The organism is Vibrio sp. 661, assembly GCF_033339315.1.
In the GTDB taxonomy this organism is placed as follows: domain Bacteria; phylum Pseudomonadota; class Gammaproteobacteria; order Enterobacterales; family Vibrionaceae; genus Vibrio; species Vibrio alginolyticus.
Map to the genome: position 1 here is coordinate 83,652 of NZ_JAWOUJ010000008.1, position 16,939 is coordinate 100,590.

The 16,939-nt window shown below is 43.4% G+C and carries 14 protein-coding genes; 10 read left to right on the forward strand and 4 right to left on the reverse strand.

The annotated features are described in order from the left end of the window. Positions 1-13: 13 nt before the first annotated feature. Both R7P69_RS15095 and nadK read right to left on the reverse strand, forming a co-directional pair. A complete protein-coding gene (locus tag R7P69_RS15095) occupies positions 14-1,204 on the reverse strand; it encodes a DUF3103 domain-containing protein (RefSeq protein WP_005383752.1) in 1,191 nt (396 codons plus the stop codon). A 265-nt stretch (positions 1,205-1,469) separates the two neighbouring features. Then, the gene (gene nadK, locus R7P69_RS15100) at positions 1,470-2,354 is read right to left on the reverse strand and encodes an NAD(+) kinase (protein ID WP_005381631.1); all 885 of its coding nucleotides are present in this window, start codon (positions 2,352-2,354) and stop codon (positions 1,470-1,472) included. 146 nt (positions 2,355-2,500) lie between these two features. On the opposite strand from nadK, the gene grpE reads away from it, so the two are divergent. The 4 genes from grpE (at position 2,501) to dnaJ (ending at position 8,403) form a co-directional block, all read left to right on the forward strand. After that, positions 2,501-3,097, forward strand: coding sequence for a nucleotide exchange factor GrpE (grpE, locus tag R7P69_RS15105; RefSeq protein ID WP_021034134.1), 597 nt, complete (start codon positions 2,501-2,503; stop codon positions 3,095-3,097). Between the two features lie 417 nt (positions 3,098-3,514). Then, on the forward strand, positions 3,515-4,789 hold the full coding sequence (locus tag R7P69_RS15110; protein ID WP_005381625.1) for a dicarboxylate/amino acid:cation symporter: 1,275 nt from the start codon (positions 3,515-3,517) through the stop codon (positions 4,787-4,789). 347 nt (positions 4,790-5,136) lie between these two features. Continuing rightward, complete coding sequence (gene dnaK, locus R7P69_RS15115) at positions 5,137-7,050, forward strand: molecular chaperone DnaK (protein WP_005381623.1); 1,914 nt, start codon at positions 5,137-5,139, stop codon at positions 7,048-7,050. 204 nt (positions 7,051-7,254) lie between these two features. Then, a complete protein-coding gene (dnaJ, locus tag R7P69_RS15120; RefSeq protein ID WP_005381620.1) occupies positions 7,255-8,403 on the forward strand; it encodes a molecular chaperone DnaJ in 1,149 nt (382 codons plus the stop codon). A gap of 69 nt (positions 8,404-8,472) precedes the next feature. On the opposite strand, the gene R7P69_RS15125 is transcribed toward dnaJ, so the two are convergent. After that, positions 8,473-8,904 carry a type IV pilin protein gene (locus R7P69_RS15125; protein ID WP_017820588.1) on the reverse strand — a complete coding sequence of 144 codons (432 nt, stop codon included), beginning with the start codon at positions 8,902-8,904 and terminating at the stop codon, positions 8,473-8,475. 103 nt (positions 8,905-9,007) lie between these two features. On the opposite strand from R7P69_RS15125, the gene R7P69_RS15130 reads away from it, so the two are divergent. The 6 genes from R7P69_RS15130 (at position 9,008) to tadA (ending at position 14,511) form a co-directional block, all read left to right on the forward strand. Beyond that, positions 9,008-9,514: a GspH/FimT family pseudopilin gene (locus R7P69_RS15130; protein WP_017635698.1), complete on the forward strand. Its 507-nt coding sequence runs from the start codon at positions 9,008-9,010 to the stop codon at positions 9,512-9,514. Next, complete coding sequence (locus tag R7P69_RS15135; RefSeq protein WP_017635697.1) at positions 9,495-10,085, forward strand: PilW family protein; 591 nt, start codon at positions 9,495-9,497, stop codon at positions 10,083-10,085. The genes R7P69_RS15130 and R7P69_RS15135 overlap by 20 nt, the downstream gene beginning before the upstream one ends. Continuing rightward, complete coding sequence (locus R7P69_RS15140) at positions 10,082-11,392, forward strand: hypothetical protein (protein WP_053302988.1); 1,311 nt, start codon at positions 10,082-10,084, stop codon at positions 11,390-11,392. The genes R7P69_RS15135 and R7P69_RS15140 overlap by 4 nt, the downstream gene beginning before the upstream one ends. Beyond that, complete coding sequence (locus R7P69_RS15145; protein WP_017635696.1) at positions 11,382-11,795, forward strand: prepilin-type N-terminal cleavage/methylation domain-containing protein; 414 nt, start codon at positions 11,382-11,384, stop codon at positions 11,793-11,795. Before R7P69_RS15140 ends, R7P69_RS15145 begins: the two co-directional genes overlap by 11 nt. A gap of 394 nt (positions 11,796-12,189) precedes the next feature. Further along, complete coding sequence (locus R7P69_RS15150; RefSeq protein ID WP_017635695.1) at positions 12,190-13,749, forward strand: AbgT family transporter; 1,560 nt, start codon at positions 12,190-12,192, stop codon at positions 13,747-13,749. A 252-nt stretch (positions 13,750-14,001) separates the two neighbouring features. Then, positions 14,002-14,511: a tRNA adenosine(34) deaminase TadA gene (tadA, locus tag R7P69_RS15155; RefSeq protein ID WP_064376798.1), complete on the forward strand. Its 510-nt coding sequence runs from the start codon at positions 14,002-14,004 to the stop codon at positions 14,509-14,511. A gap of 588 nt (positions 14,512-15,099) precedes the next feature. Here the strand turns inward: tadA and mltF are convergent. Further along, on the reverse strand, positions 15,100-16,677 hold the full coding sequence (gene mltF, locus R7P69_RS15160; RefSeq protein ID WP_053303011.1) for a membrane-bound lytic murein transglycosylase MltF: 1,578 nt from the start codon (positions 16,675-16,677) through the stop codon (positions 15,100-15,102). Between the last annotated feature and the right edge of the window lie 262 nt (positions 16,678-16,939).

Here is a 16,939-nt window from a genome sequence, read left to right on the forward strand (position 1 = left end):
AAAATTGAACAGGTTACGGACGAGTTGGGTTAATCGTTAGTGGTTCTAGTGTGACGACTGCATTCACACCTGCACCTGGGTGATCTACGTATGAAGTATCTTGCATTAGAGTGTAGTAAACGTCGACGAAGTCATCATCATTCGTGAGTACACCATCGGGGATAGTGTCGATGATCTTGTTCGTGATTTGCGGAATAATCGCGTAAGCCTGAACTTCTGGATCTGGAATCGCTTTCAATACTTCTTCGGCAACTTGAACAAGGAGTTTTGCCAATTGTTTATAGTCTGTGCCGTCATCTTGCTCCATGAGCACAATGTCTGCCGCACCCCAGCGGTAACGAGACCAGTGAATAATGATCTGATTTGGATAGTAATCTTGGTTATCGTAGTCTAAGTATGGAAGCTCCACCAAATCGAGAGTAGGTTCATCACGACTTGGATTGACGCCCGTTACGATAGCGTAGATTTCTGCCTTGCCAGAGATCCAAGGTTCTTTGTCATCGGCTAGACGGATCTTTTTCAACTGCGTGGTTTGAATTGGAGCCGCTTCGCCCACTGCGCTACTTGACAATAGCGGTGTATTTTGGCGTTGTTCATCAGCAATATATGGTTGAACTAAAGCTGGTTGACCGAGTTTTTTCATCTCAGCTTGCATAGCTTGCAAGCCTGCTTTTAGCTCTGCAGAGCTATTGTTATCAACGACAAGTACAGGTACCTCAGGGAGCTGGTAAACATCGAGTTGATGGATGTTGCCATAAACATCAAATGCTTCGATGTATTGCCAATTCTCATCATCACCACTTGGTTCAAATGCAAATAATGGCTCGACCTCGCCACTTTGCCATGCTGTTATCATGGCTTCATTTGCCAAGCGAACTTCTAACAACTGATCAGAGTATTCAGAAATACCTTTCCAGCTACGAATTTGAGTGTCAGCTTGTACAAGCTGGCGGCTGAACTCTGAGTTAGGGTTTTGCTTAACAAATGCTGATACAGACACGTTAGTCTGTTGCGGAGTAATATCTCTTCTCAGCATGGGTTCAATGGCAGCATAATTCTCACTCAATTGTTGAGCTAGGGCCCGTTTCGTCTTAGTGATATCTTCCGCTTTTGCATTGGACACACTGTTGACTTGCGTTTCCTCTGATTGGCAGCCAATAAGTGCTAATGTACTGAGAACAGACAGAATGATGGTTTTCTTCATAATATGTCCTTTATTGATTGTATGAAATAGAGTTGATACTCTATTCATGGTGAGAATATCACCGGACATAGATCATTGAATTTGCTTTTCTATCTTTTGTGTAAAGTTTGCCCACAGGATCAAAATTTATAAGCTTCTCTTTAATGATGACAAATATCGTGTCGCCTCACTACTTTGTGTCTATTTCTTGTCTAAGAAAGCCAAAAGCCAGTAGCAATTGAGCTGCTGGCTTTTTTATTGAAGTTATTACCCTGAGTAACAAGTGTTAGAACAATTTACTAGACCAGCCAAGCTTATTCCGTAAGACGTGATAGTAGCTGTAGTCTTTTGGATGGATGAGCTTTAGTACATTTGGACTTTGATAGATGTGAATTTCGTCGCCAGGGGTAACTGGAAGTGAGACTTGTCCATCACAGCTAACTTCTTGTGTTCCACGGTTTTCTGGTGATACCACCAATTTAATTCGACGTTTTCCATCAACCACCAAAGGTCGACTCGACAATGTATGCGGGAACATTGGCACGAGTGAAATGGCATTCAAGCTAGGAGAAAGAATTGGGCCGCCGCCAGAAAGTGAATATGCCGTCGAGCCAGTCGGAGTAGAGACAATCAAACCGTCGGCCCGTAAAGAGAAGGCGAAGCTTTCATCTATGTACACTTCAAATTCAATCATATGGGCAATTTGCCCTGGGTGAAGTACGGCTTCGTTTAGCGCAGCGTTATGACTCTTTATTTGTCCGTGGCGGTGTACTTCCGCCTCTAAAAGAAAACGCTCCTCTTCAATGTACTCACCGTCGAGTACCGCTTGCAGAGACGCTTGGAAGTCGTCTGGGTTCAAGTCAGTTAAGAAGCCCAAATTTCCGCGGTTCACGCCTATAACTGGTACATCAAATCGGGATAAAATTCTTGCTGCACCTAGCATGTTGCCATCGCCACCAACCACAATGGCTAGATCGGCATTTTTTCCTAGTTCAACTAAGCTAGCAAACTGACTCTGTGGGATATCATCCAGTATTGCGGCAAGGCGATCGTCAATGAATACTTTATAGCCCTCAGAGGTCAACCATTGGTACAACTCTTTATGAGTTTGAATTGCTTGTTGATCTCTTGGTTTTCCGATAATCGCGATCACGTTACATGGATTTTTCATAGCATTTCCGCATTAAAGAGGCTTGAATCAGGAATCTTCATCCCCATAATAATGGCAAGTCACCTAAATATGCGAATTTTTATGTGGTTAAAGCCCGCAAAAACGCGCATGGCTTTAAGGGCATTATGTTGAATTCTGGAGATATCATGAGCAACGAAGAAAACAAAGTTACAGAAGAAGAGCTTGATCAAATCATCGAAGAGGCTGAAAAAGTAGAAGCTGAAGCACAAGAAGTTGAAGCTGAGCTTGAAGAGCTTGGTGATGAGACAGACGCTAAGATTGCTCAACTAGAAGCGGCACTATTGTCTAGCGAGGCAAAAGTAAAAGAGCAACAAGATGCGGTGTTGCGTTCTAAAGCTGAAGTAGAAAACATGCGTCGTCGCACTGAGCAAGAGATCGATAAAGCACGTAAGTTTGCGTTGAACAAGTTTGCAGAAGAGCTGCTTCCTGTTATTGATAACCTAGAGCGTGCAATTCAAGCGGCAGATACAGAGAATGAAACTGTGAAGCCGTTCCTAGAAGGCGTTGAACTAACACATAAAACGTTTGTAGACGTTGTCGCGAAATTTGGCTTGAAAGCAATCAACCCTGAAGGTGAAGCATTCAATCCAGAGTTCCATCAAGCGATGTCGATTCAGGAGAGCCCTGATCATGAATCAAACACTGTTATGTTTGTTATGCAAAAAGGTTACGAACTAAACGGCCGTGTGATTCGTCCGGCAATGGTAATGGTTGCTAAGTAACTTTAACTACCTGTTTTTTAAATATAAAAGCGCCCATCATTTTTGATGGGCGCTTTTTTGTTTTAAACATAAATGACTGCATCGAACTTCGTTGTATATCGATAAATGAAAATTTGATCCCCTTCATATTTTTTCCTATTGGTTAATTATTTTCCTATAGGAGATTTTCTCTCATCTCGCTGCGTGTTTATTAACGGAAAGGGCTATAAGTGGTTGTAATCATTCGCTGTGTGAATGTTTGTTCTGCATAGGAATGTAAATATAGTCATTTTTTCCAAAACAATTTCGTTAACAAAAATGTAAATTATCACTTTATTTTGTAACTTCGGTGTGTATGATTTGCGACTAATGCTTTAAAAGTAAGCATATATAACTACAAAAATGTAAATAGTAAACACAACATATCGGAGATTTATAATGGATAAATCGCTTTCTAGTAAGATTTTTATAGGCTTGTTTGCCGGCCTTGTGCTGGGGACAGCAATTCAGTACTTATTTAGCGGTATTGCGATTTTTGATACATACCTACTTGGAGCAGCAGAAGGTGTTGGCGGCATGTTCGTCTCACTGATCAAATTGCTTGTTGTTCCTTTAGTTTACGTTTCAATCGTATGCGGCATTGTTGACTTGAAAGACATCAGTGCATTTGGTCGTCTTGGTGGAAAAACTTTTACCCTTTACATTCTTAACACCATCATTGCGATTACGGCGGCTTTGACTGTCGGCTTGATCTTCCAGCCAGGAGCGGGCGCTAATCTAGCAGGAACGGTATCTGAGGCTGTACAGCTGACAACGACAGAGACGCCGGACATTTTCTCTTTAGTTGTTAACATTGTTCCTAGCAATCCTGTACAAGCGTTTGCTAGCGGCGACATGCTGCAAATCATCTTTATGGCAATTTTGACGGGGCTTGCAATTCAAGCTTTGGATTCTCGTGGTGGCCCAGCTATTCGCACATTCAAAATGGCAAATGAAATCATGATGAAATTGGTTGGATTAGTGATGAGTCTTGCACCATATGGTGTGTTCGCACTAATGATTCAACTAGGTGCAACGCTAAACGCCAATACATTAATGTCCGTTGCTGGTTACGTGGCTTTGGTGGTTGCGATGTTGGTGTTTTGGATCTTCTTCTTCTACCCAATGGCAGTGAGTATTGCGACAGGAACTTCTCCAAAGACTTTCCTACGTGCAACTCGTGAGCAGATTCTTTTCTCTCTATCTACCGCGAGCTCAAACGCGACTATCCCGGTAACGATGCGCACACTGACAGAAAAGCTTCAGGTCTCTAAATCGGTTGCTGGCTTCGGTGTACCACTGGGCGCAACGATGAATATGTCTGGTGTGTCTATCTATATTGCTCTAGCAACGATGTTTGTTGCGAACGCTTTTGGCCAGCCAATTAACACCGCAGACATCTTCACACTTGGCTTAACTATTCTTCTGTTATCTATTGGTGCTGGCGGCGTTCCTGGGGGCGGCGTGGTAATGGTAGGCGTTTTGCTTCACCAACTAGGTTTACCACCTGAAGGTTTAGCAATCATTGCAGCGGTCGACCGTATTAATGATATGTTCTGTACATCATCTAACGTTGTCGGCGACACGGCAGTGAACACCATTGTTGCAAAAACAGAAGGTGAGATAGGTAAAGAAGAAGGTGTTGATGCTGAGCCTGCTCAAGCGAACGCCTAATACCTTGAATCATTTATTTTAACCCTAATATTGAAGCGAGCTCTTATGAGTTCGTTTTTTATTTAGGAAGAGTCGGACATAAATAAATTTATCTGGGAAATGACGTTTTGTTGCGCTACAGCAGTGTGACGAGTTCCCAACTAATCAGAAAGAAACACATAAATTTCGAAAAAAGACGCTTTTTTTTAATTCTGCCCTTGAAAAGCATTTTGCCGCCCTTATCTATGTGGCATAGAGAAGCAAACATTGATTATTTTTGTTTGTGAGCAAGGGTTGAAACCCGATTCTCCTCCCCCCACATTGGGGTTATAACCAAACGAAAATAGAATTTATTCGGAGATAGCCAGATGGGTAAAATCATTGGTATTGACTTAGGTACTACTAACTCATGTGTTGCTGTATTAGACGGCGACAAACCACGTGTAATTGAAAACGCAGAGGGCGAACGTACTACTGCATCGGTTATTGCTTACACTGACGGTGAGACGCTAGTAGGTCAACCAGCGAAACGTCAAGCAGTAACTAACCCAGAAAACACGCTATTTGCAATTAAGCGTCTAATCGGTCGTCGTTTTGAAGACGAAGAAGTTCAGCGTGACATCGAAATCATGCCTTACAAAATCGTTAAGGCTGACAACGGTGATGCTTGGGTAGAAGCGAAAGGCCAAAAAATGGCAGCTCCTCAGGTTTCTGCTGAAGTTCTTAAGAAAATGAAGAAAACTGCTGAAGACTTCCTTGGTGAGGAAGTAACTGGCGCAGTTATCACAGTACCTGCTTACTTTAACGATGCTCAGCGTCAAGCGACAAAAGATGCTGGCCGTATCGCAGGTCTAGAAGTTAAACGTATCATCAACGAACCAACAGCAGCTGCGCTAGCTTACGGTCTTGATAAGAAGGGCGGCGATCGCACTATCGCGGTATACGACCTTGGTGGTGGTACATTCGATATTTCAATCATCGAAATTGATGAAGTTGAAGGCGAGAAAACATTCGAAGTTCTAGCAACTAACGGTGATACTCACCTAGGTGGTGAAGACTTTGATAACCGTCTAATCAACTACTTGGTTGATGAGTTCAACAAAGAGCAAGGCATCAACCTTAAGAACGACCCACTAGCAATGCAGCGTGTTAAAGAAGCAGCAGAGAAAGCGAAAATCGAGCTTTCTTCTACTTCTCAAACAGACGTAAACCTACCTTACGTTACTGCAGATGCAACTGGTCCTAAGCACATGAACATTAAAGTGACTCGTGCAAAACTAGAATCTCTAGTTGAAGACCTAGTACAACGCTCTCTTGAGCCATTAAAAGTAGCTCTAGCTGACGCTGACCTATCAGTAAACGACATCACTGACGTAATCCTAGTTGGTGGTCAGACTCGTATGCCAATGGTTCAAGCGAAAGTTGCTGAGTTCTTTGGTAAAGAAGCGCGCCGTGACGTAAACCCTGACGAAGCAGTAGCAATGGGTGCTGCAGTTCAAGGTGGTGTACTTGCTGGTGACGTTAAAGACGTACTACTACTAGACGTAACTCCACTGTCTCTAGGTATCGAGACAATGGGTGGCGTGATGACTAAGTTAGTTGAGAAGAACACAACTATCCCAACTAAAGCGAACCAAGTTTTCTCTACAGCGGAAGACAACCAGAGCGCGGTAACTATCCACGTTCTACAAGGTGAGCGTAAGCAAGCGATGTACAACAAGTCTCTAGGCCAATTTAACCTAGAAGGCATCCAGCCTGCACCACGTGGTATGCCACAAATCGAGGTTACGTTTGACCTTGATGCGGATGGTATCCTACACGTGTCTGCGAAAGACAAGCAGACTGGTAAAGAGCAGAAGATCACTATTCAAGCTTCTGGCGGTCTAAGCGATGAAGACATCGAGAAAATGGTTCAAGAAGCAGAAGCTAACAAAGAAGCGGACAAGAAGTTCGAAGAGCTAGCGACTGCACGTAACCAAGCTGACCAAATGATTCACGGTACTCGTAAGCAAGTAGAAGAAGCTGGTGAAGCGCTACCTGCAGAAGAGAAAGAGAAGATTGAAGCAGCAATTTCTGAGCTAGAAACAGCACGTAAAGGCGAAGACAAAGAAGCTATCGATGCTAAAGTTCAAGCACTAATGACTGCTTCTCAAAAGCTGATGGAAATCGCTCAACAACAAGCTCAAGCGCAGCAAGCACAAGGTGCTGACGCAGGTGCACAGTCTAAAGAAGACGACGTTGTAGATGCTGAGTTCGAAGAAGTTAAAGACGACAAGAAATAATATTTCTTAACCAGATGGCTGCATAGCCATCTGGGGTCGATAAGACTTCGTGTGCGGGCGTTTGGGGCAACTCTTACGCCCGTCTGTTTGTAAACGCTGTCTTTCTAGTTAAGTATGTTGCAGACAAGTGCACTTACCTAGAACGATACAAACACCAAGCGGTGAATCGATGCCGTTTGTAGTAATTAACTGGTGACGAAGAACATGTCAAAACGTGATTTTTACGAAGTATTAGGCGTAAGCCGTGATGCCTCAGAGCGCGATATCAAAAAGGCGTATAAGCGTCTAGCGATGAAATTCCACCCAGACCGAAACCAGGGTGATGATTCTGCGGCGGACAAGTTTAAAGAAGTAAAAGAAGCGTACGAAGTTCTGACCGACCCTCAAAAGAAAGCGGCGTACGACCAATACGGTCATGCAGCTTTTGAACAAGGCGGCGGTGGTTTCGGTGGCGGCGGCTTTGGCGGCGGCGGTGCTGATTTCGGCGACATCTTTGGCGATGTATTCGGTGACATCTTTGGTGGTGGTCGTCGTGGCGGTGGTGGCCACCGTGCCCAGCGAGGTGCTGACCTACGTTACAACATGGAATTGACGCTAGAAGAAGCGGTTCGTGGTGTAACGAAAGAGATCGAAGTACCGACACTAGTACACTGTGATACCTGTGATGGTAGTGGCGCGAAGAAAGGTTCATCTGCTGAAACATGTGGTACCTGTCATGGTCATGGTCAAGTACAGATGCGCCAGGGCTTCTTCGCAGTGCAACAAACCTGCCCTACCTGTCACGGCAAAGGTAAAATCATTAAAGACCCTTGTAATGAGTGTCATGGTCAAGGTCGTAAGCAGAAAACAAAAACACTTAACGTTAAGATCCCAGCAGGTGTTGATACTGGCGACCGTATTCGTCTATCTGGCGAAGGTGAAGCGGGAGAAATGGGAGCACCAGCGGGTGACTTGTATGTACAAGTGCACGTGAAAGAGCACCATATCTTCGAGCGTGATGGCAACAACCTATACTGTGAAGTGCCAGTAAGCTTTGCGATGGCAGCTCTAGGTGGTGAAGTTGAAGTACCAACCCTAGATGGTCGCGTAAGCCTAAAAGTGCCTTCAGAAACGCAAACAGGTCGTATGTTCCGTATGCGTGGTAAAGGTGTGAAAGGCGTTCGCGGTGGCGGTGTTGGTGATCTTATTGTTAAGTTGGTTGTTGAAACACCAGTAAACCTAAGCTCACGCCAAAAAGAACTGCTCAAAGAGTTTGAAGAGTCTTGTGGTGGTGAAGCGGCGACAAAGCACAAGCCTAAATCAGAAGGCTTTTTCAACGGTGTGAAAAAGTTCTTTGATGATTTAACCAGCTAAGACGTTAGTGAAAAGCACAAATACAAAGGCCTGCTAAAATGCAGGCCTTTTTGCATCTCGGTGTTCTTCCTAATTCCAGCAATCACTTGGTTCTTCGACATTTGTTGACGTTAAAGTAATCGTTTTAGAACCAGTCAAGCACTCGTCGTCGTCTTGTCCCAGAGCCGATTTTGCTGTTGCTGTAATGGTATAGGCCGTACTTGCAGAGCTCGCAATATCGAAAGAAAATCTATTTGTGTCTGAGTCACATAGAGTGCATGTGCCTCCAGAGAGAATATGACTCCAGTCGTACCCACCATCATAAGATGTCTCTAGCTCTAGCTGAATTCGACTAAGATCGCTCAAGGCAACCGTCCTATGAGACTTGATTACATGATTAGTGTAAGAGGGGTATGCGACTGCAGCAATGATCCCGACAATCACTACAGCTACCAGTAATTCGATCAATGTCATCCCTCTCAATCCTTTTTTGTAGCCGTTACAACGAGAAATTCGAATCATCACGAGTAGTTTCCTTTTCACTTTTCCGCCTATTTTTGGCAGGTGATAGCATCTGTGCAAGATGAATTACGGCCCTTTTGCCGTTTACATAGGAATTTGGGAAATGCCTCGCGGGTTTACGTTGTTGGAGCTTCTTATTACTGTTGCTGTCTTGTCAGTGCTACTACTTTTTGTCGCCCCAAGTTTTTCAAAAGTTAGCCAACACATGAAAATAGTGAATTTAGCCAACGAATTACAGGGTTTTTTGATCCAAGCGAAATCGGAATCGGTGATGAGAAATCAAGATTTTTGGGTTCATATTCAAGGCTTACCTTCATCCACCGGAAGCTGGAAGCTCACACTCTCGAGTGTATCGAATGTCACTGACATTACTTCAATGAATACTGTTGCTGAGCTGCAAGGTCATCTATATCGGGGTCTGGTGGTGTCGAGTAATATAACTAGCGTCAAGTTTGATCGTGTTATGGGGAATCCCAAAAATGCGGGAAGTATTCACCTGAAGAAATCTCAAGCGGATACCAGTCCGATAAAAGTAACTGTTCATAACGGAGCAGGGCGAGTAAAAGTGTGCGCTATGAATAAGGCAAAATATGGCTTTGAACAATGCTAAACAGCAGGGTAGTACACTTGTTGAGTTTATGATTGCTGCGTTGTTAGGACTTGTCGCTTTGGGCATTGTTGGCGCAGTGTTTCTTTCTAACCAAAAAACAGCTGTGCAGCGAAGCAAGGAAATAATGCTACTTCAGCAGATGAGTAGTGTAATTCAACAAGTGAAAGAGGATATTCAACGAGCAGGGTTTGATGGTATTACGACAAAATCAATGATGCTTTCCGGTTCTCCTAGCGTTCTATATCAACAATCCGAAAAAATCGGTTATGTTTATCGAAACACAGCAAGCTCTGTGAGTAATACGATATATCGGTTAAAGGATAATATGTTGGAATATTGCCAGGATGATTCACCATCACCTTTAAGTGTCGTGTCTGCTGCTAGTGGATGTTTTGATCTTTTTGATCCTAAGCAAATTAAAGTAACTCAATTTGGTGTTAGTCGAACATTACTATCAGGTTCGTCAATAGAGAGTGCGTTTATTTCTATTTCAATGGCCGCTGAATTAAAAAATGATCCGGCAATTTCTCACGCCATTTTATTACAAGTTCAGCAAAGGAATTGGCAATGATACGTAAGCATCAACAAGGAGTGGCCACGTTACTTATTACTTCCATACTGCTCTCTGTCGCTTTGGTTGTGACGTTAGGGTCATATAAGAATCTATTTTATCAAATTAAGCGTGCGCAGAATGAAGTTAGTTCTCGGCAACAGCACTGGGAAGCGGAAGGGGGGCTTGAGTGTCTATTTGCTTATGTCACAGATGATGTATCCATAGTGAACGAGCTCATCCCAATTAATCACAATAATTTAAATACCTTATGTAAGAGGGAATTAAACCTTAGCCAGCTGAACGTTACTGATATAGGGGCAGGAGTCTATCGTATTAATTCTATATCTCACAATGGTTGGGCCCAGCTCAATAAAACTTTCAGTACACTAAGTAATCGTGGAAAAGGAGCGATACAAACCACATCCAAGTTAACTACTTATGGTGATTTAAAGGTTCATCCAGATGCGAAAGGTGATCTTAATTCTGACAATCTGTATGAATGCATATCACTGACTTATCGGTATAGTTATACCATGGAAGGCGGAAGCACAGGATCAAAATATAACACTGCATCAATAAGAGCGAATAGCTTATATGATGGTTCTCCTTCTGGAGGGTGTACCGCTGCAACGACAACCAATGTTACAGTAAAAGCTGGGAATGCAATTACGAAAACTAATAAACCTGAAACTTCTGATCCGCAGCTAAAAGGCGATTTTGTTTATGACTCTGAAGTCGATCCATTCCAAACCTTTTTTGATTACAAAAAAACACCGGAAAATATTGATAAAGTCAAAGCTTCATTTCCGAAAGCTGGGAAAATCAATTTGTCAAATGCGACACAGTGTAAATCAGCTATCGAAAATGCTTTTAAGGAAGTAGATAAGGTTTGGATTACTGGTGACTGCGCCATTCACGGGAATTTAGCACTTCAAGGCAACCATGAGAAATATACGTTAGTTATTCAAGATGGTATTTTTATCAATACTGGTTCAACAACATTTCAGGGTTCGCTTTTTCATTTAGTCGATAAAACTAAACCACAGTTTGCTCCTAATGAGTTAAAAAGCTATTGGGAAAGTTTGTTCTCGAATGCTGATGGCTCACCGACTAATTTTACCATTGGTAAACAATATACTGATCTTACACAAACTGTTTATGTTGATGCAGGGGCATTTCACGCAACGGGTGGTTATGGTTTTGATACTGATGGGTTAAAAACCTCAATTGCGGGCTCAATGGAGTTACTATTTGATTCCAGCAAAAGACCTACAACAAGGAGAAATGATGTTCGTTGGCAAGAGGGAAGTTGGAATGCCAAGTAAACAACATGGTTTTAGTTTAATTGAAATAATGATTTCTTTTATTTTAATTGGTGTCGGTGCTCTTGGATTGGTTAAGTTGCAAGCTTACATTGAGCTGCGGGCAGATTACGCGATGCATAGCATTGAAGCGCTAAATCTTGCTGAGCAGAAATTAGAGTGGTTTCGTACGCGTGGGGCTATTTCTGCAGTCCCCTCGATGCCCGCCGCTAATTTTGATACAAATATTGTCTCTGGGGAAGATACTACGCACCCCTTGTATACTTTATCTTGGTCTGTGCCAACGGCAACTCTGTCGGGCGCACTTAAAACGATACATATGGAAGCTCTATGGCAAGATCGCCACGGTAAAATACAATCGGTAGAGCTGAAAACCATGATCTCTAAACATAGCGAATTTGATTAAATAGTCTAGGTTCCTGTTTTATGCCGATTCAATCAAAACCGATTGGAGTTCTGGATAAGGTGTTCACTGTCCGCGTTGCCCTTTTTATATTGAAGAGAATTATTTCTTGCTTCTCATCACGTATAGTTTCTTTTCTTAAAACTATCTATTCATCGCTCTATGCAACCTCTGTTTTTGCCAGCTCGTTTACTAAATGTATATGTTGATTTTTCCATAATGTTTCAGGCTTGTATCTTTGGTTTTGTTTTTTTGCAAAATATGTCTCCAATTATGAAAAAAAATCTAGAACCTTGTGCTTTCTCCATTAGTGTTTACTAGAATACTCGTTGGATAGTAGGTCGTTATAATTATTCAAATAGGCCTTGGCACCAACATCATTCACTATGGAGTTACCATGAGTAACCAAGCTGTAAATAAGGCACCATCATCGAAGCCGAGCGGGATGGAGCGCTTTTTAAACTTTATCGAGAGGACAGGTAACAAAATTCCTGATCCTGCGATTTTGTTCTTCTGGGCATTGATCATTACTTGGGCGGCGTCAGCACTTTTGTCGAATGTATCATTCGATCTTCCAAACCCTCGAACGGGCGAAGCTCTTACTATCACCAACTTACTTACGGGCGAAGCGCTAGCAAGTTTCCTTGCTAACATGGTGACGACGTTTACTGGCTTTGCGCCACTGGGTATCGTACTTGTCGCAATGTTAGGTGTGGGTGTTGCAGATTCTTCGGGCTTTATTACGACGGGTCTTAAGAAGATGCTGAACTTCACGCCAGCTAAGCTTCTTACTCCAATGCTTATTTTGGTTGCCATTGTATCGCATACTGCGGCAGATGCAGGCTATGTTCTGGTTATTCCTCTTGGCGGTATTATCTTCCATGCGGCAGGTCGTCACCCTCTAGCAGGCATTGCGGCAGCATTTGCAGGTGTATCTGGTGGCTTCTCTGCAAACTTTATCCCTTCAGGTATCGATCCACTACTAGCAGGCTTTACGCAAACTGCGGCGCAGGTTCTTGATCCTGAATATGTGGTTAACCCATTAGCGAACATCTTCTTCACTGGCCTATCCTCTATCATTATTGTGGGGATTGGTTGGTACGTGACAGAGAAAATCATCGAGCCTCGTTTATCAAAAATGCCAATTGATGATGATGCGGAAACCGCGCCAAACCTAGGTTCATTTACTGAACTGGAATCAAAAGCATTCCGTTATGCAGGTTGGGCAATGATGGCGGGTATTGCTTTACTTGTTGCAGCGTTAATTCCAGAAACATCAGCACTTCGCTCGCCTGAAGGTGAAATTACTGCCTTCTCAGCACCGATCATGAAGTCTATCGTGCCGTTGATCTTTATTCTGTTTATCATTCCTGGTTACGTTTACGGTAAAGTGTCTGGAACGTTCAAGACCAGCAACGACATTATCAAAGCGATGGCTGATACTATGTCAACCATGGGCGCATACATTGTTATGTCGTTCTTCTGTGCTCAGTTCCTATCTGCATTTGCTCAGTCAAACATCGGTACGATGCTAGCGTTGTATGGCGCAGAAGGCTTAAAAGCGATGAACCTACCAGGTGAAGTGACCATCATCGGTATGATACTTCTAACCGCGTCTGTAAACCTACTTATTGGTTCGGCATCGGCAAAATGGGCTTTAATTGGTCCAATCTTAGTGCCAATGCTAATGGCGGTTGGTATCTCGCCTGAGCTGTCTCAAGCGGCTTACCGTGTGGGTGACTCTGTATCGAACATCATTTCGCCTCTAATGGTATTTTTCCCTCTTGTAGTGGTTTACTGTCAGCGTTATGTGAAGTCGGCTGGTATCGGTACGCTTGCGTCACTAATGATGCCATTCTCGATCGCAATGCTGATCGGTTGGTCTATCTTCCTAGTTGCTTATTGGATGGTAGGTATCCCGCTAGGCATTCAAGCTCCTTACACTTACACAATGTAAAAACGTGTAGGGTGTGAAAGCCGCTAATTGGCAGCCGAAAAGCGCAGGTCTTCGATCTGCGCTTTTTTGTTCTCGCACAACGAACATCGATAGGTCTTGTAACTAGGTTTTTTGGGGTTGCAGACTTTGTCCCGTGATGTGTTGCTGTAGTGAAACCGAAGTTGGTGATAAAATTCCCGACTTCAATCGTTTTTTGTTTCTTTGGAGCCTCCTTTGTCTAACCATCCGTTTACCCCTCAAGATGAATTGTTTATGCGCAGAGCGATGGTGCTTGCCGAGCAAGCAGAAGCTGAGGGGGAAGTACCTGTCGGCGCAGTGCTTGTCAAAGATGGTGAAATTATCGCTGAGGGGTGGAATCGCTCTATTGGTACTAATGACGCTACCGCACATGCTGAGATCCAAACACTGCGTAAAGCAGGCCAAAAGCTAGAAAATTACCGCCTTCTGGATACGACGTTATATGTAACACTTGAGCCATGCCCAATGTGTGCCGGAGCCTTATTGCATAGCCGCGTTAAGCGGGTTGTTTTTGGAGCGCCAGATTTAAAAGCTGGAGCAGCAGGAACAGTGCTTAATTTGTTTGAAAGCCAAGCAGCTTACCATTACGCCTTAGTTGAAAAGGGGCTGCTAGAAGATGAGTGCCGCACTCAGCTACAAGCGTTTTTTAAGCGCCGCCGAAAGGAAATTAAAGCGAAGAAGCAAGCACAAAAAGCATTAGAAAATGGAGAGAGCGAACAAGGTAGTGGGAGTAGTGAGGGCTAGCAAACACCTACAACGTGGTAGATGTTTGCTTGGACGCACTAGTGATTGACTAAATGTACAAAAACACGATTACGTGAACTTACTTTCTTTTTCATACATGTCAGTTTACGTTTACGTCGGATAGCAGCTACTGTGTTATTTAAACGCTTTGACTGCACTCTACGTCTTCTCATATTCAAAACCTCCTGCAGACAAGACTTATACCAGTAAAGCGCGGCTCATCGATGCTTGGCAATAGGCTCGATAATCGCACTAAACATTGTATGGTTTAAACGTTCTTCATTTGACTTCTGCATTGCATAGAGCCAGCAAACAATTTCAATACGATGCTTAATAATAGGAGTGACGTTATTTCGGCAGAGTGTAGCCGAAGGCGCCGCTTCATCAAGTGAGCTAAACCATTTGGTTGTAAAGTAATCTGTTACAAAGCAATCAGTTTTACTAACGATGAAGAAAAGGCGACCAACCAAAGGAATGGTTGAGTGTGGTTGGTGTCACTCAGAATATTGGATTCTAGATAAGTTTTCGTTAGGACTCAATAAAAATGACGAGCTTCATAGGCTCGTCATTTTTTAGTTTACCGCGGGTTTATTCTTCAATGCTTTCTTGTTTGGTGTCTTCTTCAACCGTGACGTCAGAAGCGCCAGAGACTTGTTCTACGACGGTCTCTACTGCGCCCGATATCAAAATGTCGGGGGTGAGCGGCGGAATCACTTGTAAGTCATCGCTATTCTCATCAATCGCTGGCTGTTGGCTGACATGACCAATGATGGATTGGTAGTAACGTCGAATATTTTCTACGTAATTACGCGCTTCATCGCCTCTGGCGTACCCATAGCGAGTTTGGCTGTAATAGCGCTTCTGACGAAGTAAAGGCAGCCTGTCTTTTACATCGGCCCAAGCGTTCGGATCGCCACCTTGTGCTTTGGTGAGTCGTCGTGCGTCCATCATGTGGCCGTAACCAATATTGTATGAAGCTAACGCAAACCATATTTTTTCATGCTCGTTAATGCTATCAGGCACGCGACTTACAATACGACGTAAGTACTCGACACCACCACGAACAGATTGCTCAGGGTCTAAACGGTTTGTTACCCCGACGCTTTTCGCTGTTGGCAGAGTCAGCATCATCATCCCCCTAACACCTGTTGGCGATTTTGCTGTTGGTTTCCAGTGTGACTCTTGATAAGCCAATGCTGCAATTAAGCGCCAGTCGAACTCTTCGCTGTATTTTTGGAATAAAGGTGCCCATTTAGGCAATTTGTCATCCAGAGCTCGAATGAATGCGCGAGTATCAACGTAGTCAAATGCTTCAATATGACCAATGTACTTTTCTTCGAGGGTGGACAGTTCTCCTGATTGTTTGATGTTACCGAAAAACTCTATCAGCATCGCATACAAACTTTCGTCTTCAGAACGTCGAGTAAACCAAGATACTGGTTGATCTTCTGTAAGTTCGAACGCGAGCGCAAGATCGGGGTAAAGGCGTTGAGCAAGGGAAAGTTCCACCGAATCAGTCACAGTAAAACGTAACTCACCCGTCGATACGTATTTGAGTAAGTCTCTCGTGTCAGCATCACCAACAATTTCAAACTGAAGTTCTGGATACTGCTTCTTTAACGCTGTTAGGGTCGGAACATATTGCGATTGTTCAACGATCTTTAATGTTTGAGCGCCTGCATTTGTATCTTCGTCGGACTCGTCGTCTTTCGAGGCTTGGTATTCAATGAGTTGTTCGATATCACGTGGTCGAAGTTGCCCTTTTTTATATACCACTTGTTGGCTTACATAATAATAGGCAGGGCCTGGTCTAAATCGTTTGACTGCTTGTGACGTTTGATTTAAACCCGTAGCGATGATATCGATATCTCCTTTCTTAAGAGCAGGAAAAAGCTCAGCCTGGCGAAAGGCTGGTTTAATCTCGAGTTTGACGCCGAGCTGTTCCGCAAACTGACGCGCCAATTCGTAATCCAACCCTGCGGGACCATCGGGACCTATGTAGTAGGAAAGCTGATTGTTTAGCGTGCCAACACGAAGCACACCACGTTCTTGAATTTTTTCAAATTCACTTTTGGGCTCCGACTCAATCTGGCAAGCTGAGAGCAAAAGAACAGAAACTAAAATTAGAGCACTGCGCTTGAGGCGGTTGAAGTGACTTATTTGCATTAATAGGTACATCTTGGAAAATTTCTATTTGCCTTTATATCAAAGCGAGCTCATGGGGCAAAGTGAATCACACACTTATAACGTGACATTGTGTGTTTTATCGACATTTTAGTTGTAATTCAAATTTGACAAAAAAAATGACGCAAACGGTTGCTTTTGGTGTTACATCACAAAAACAATTACTATATAATGCGCTCGCAATGACGAGGTGGAATCGGCATAGGTTCGACAGGGCTTATTTTAAGTGTCTGAATTTATTCCA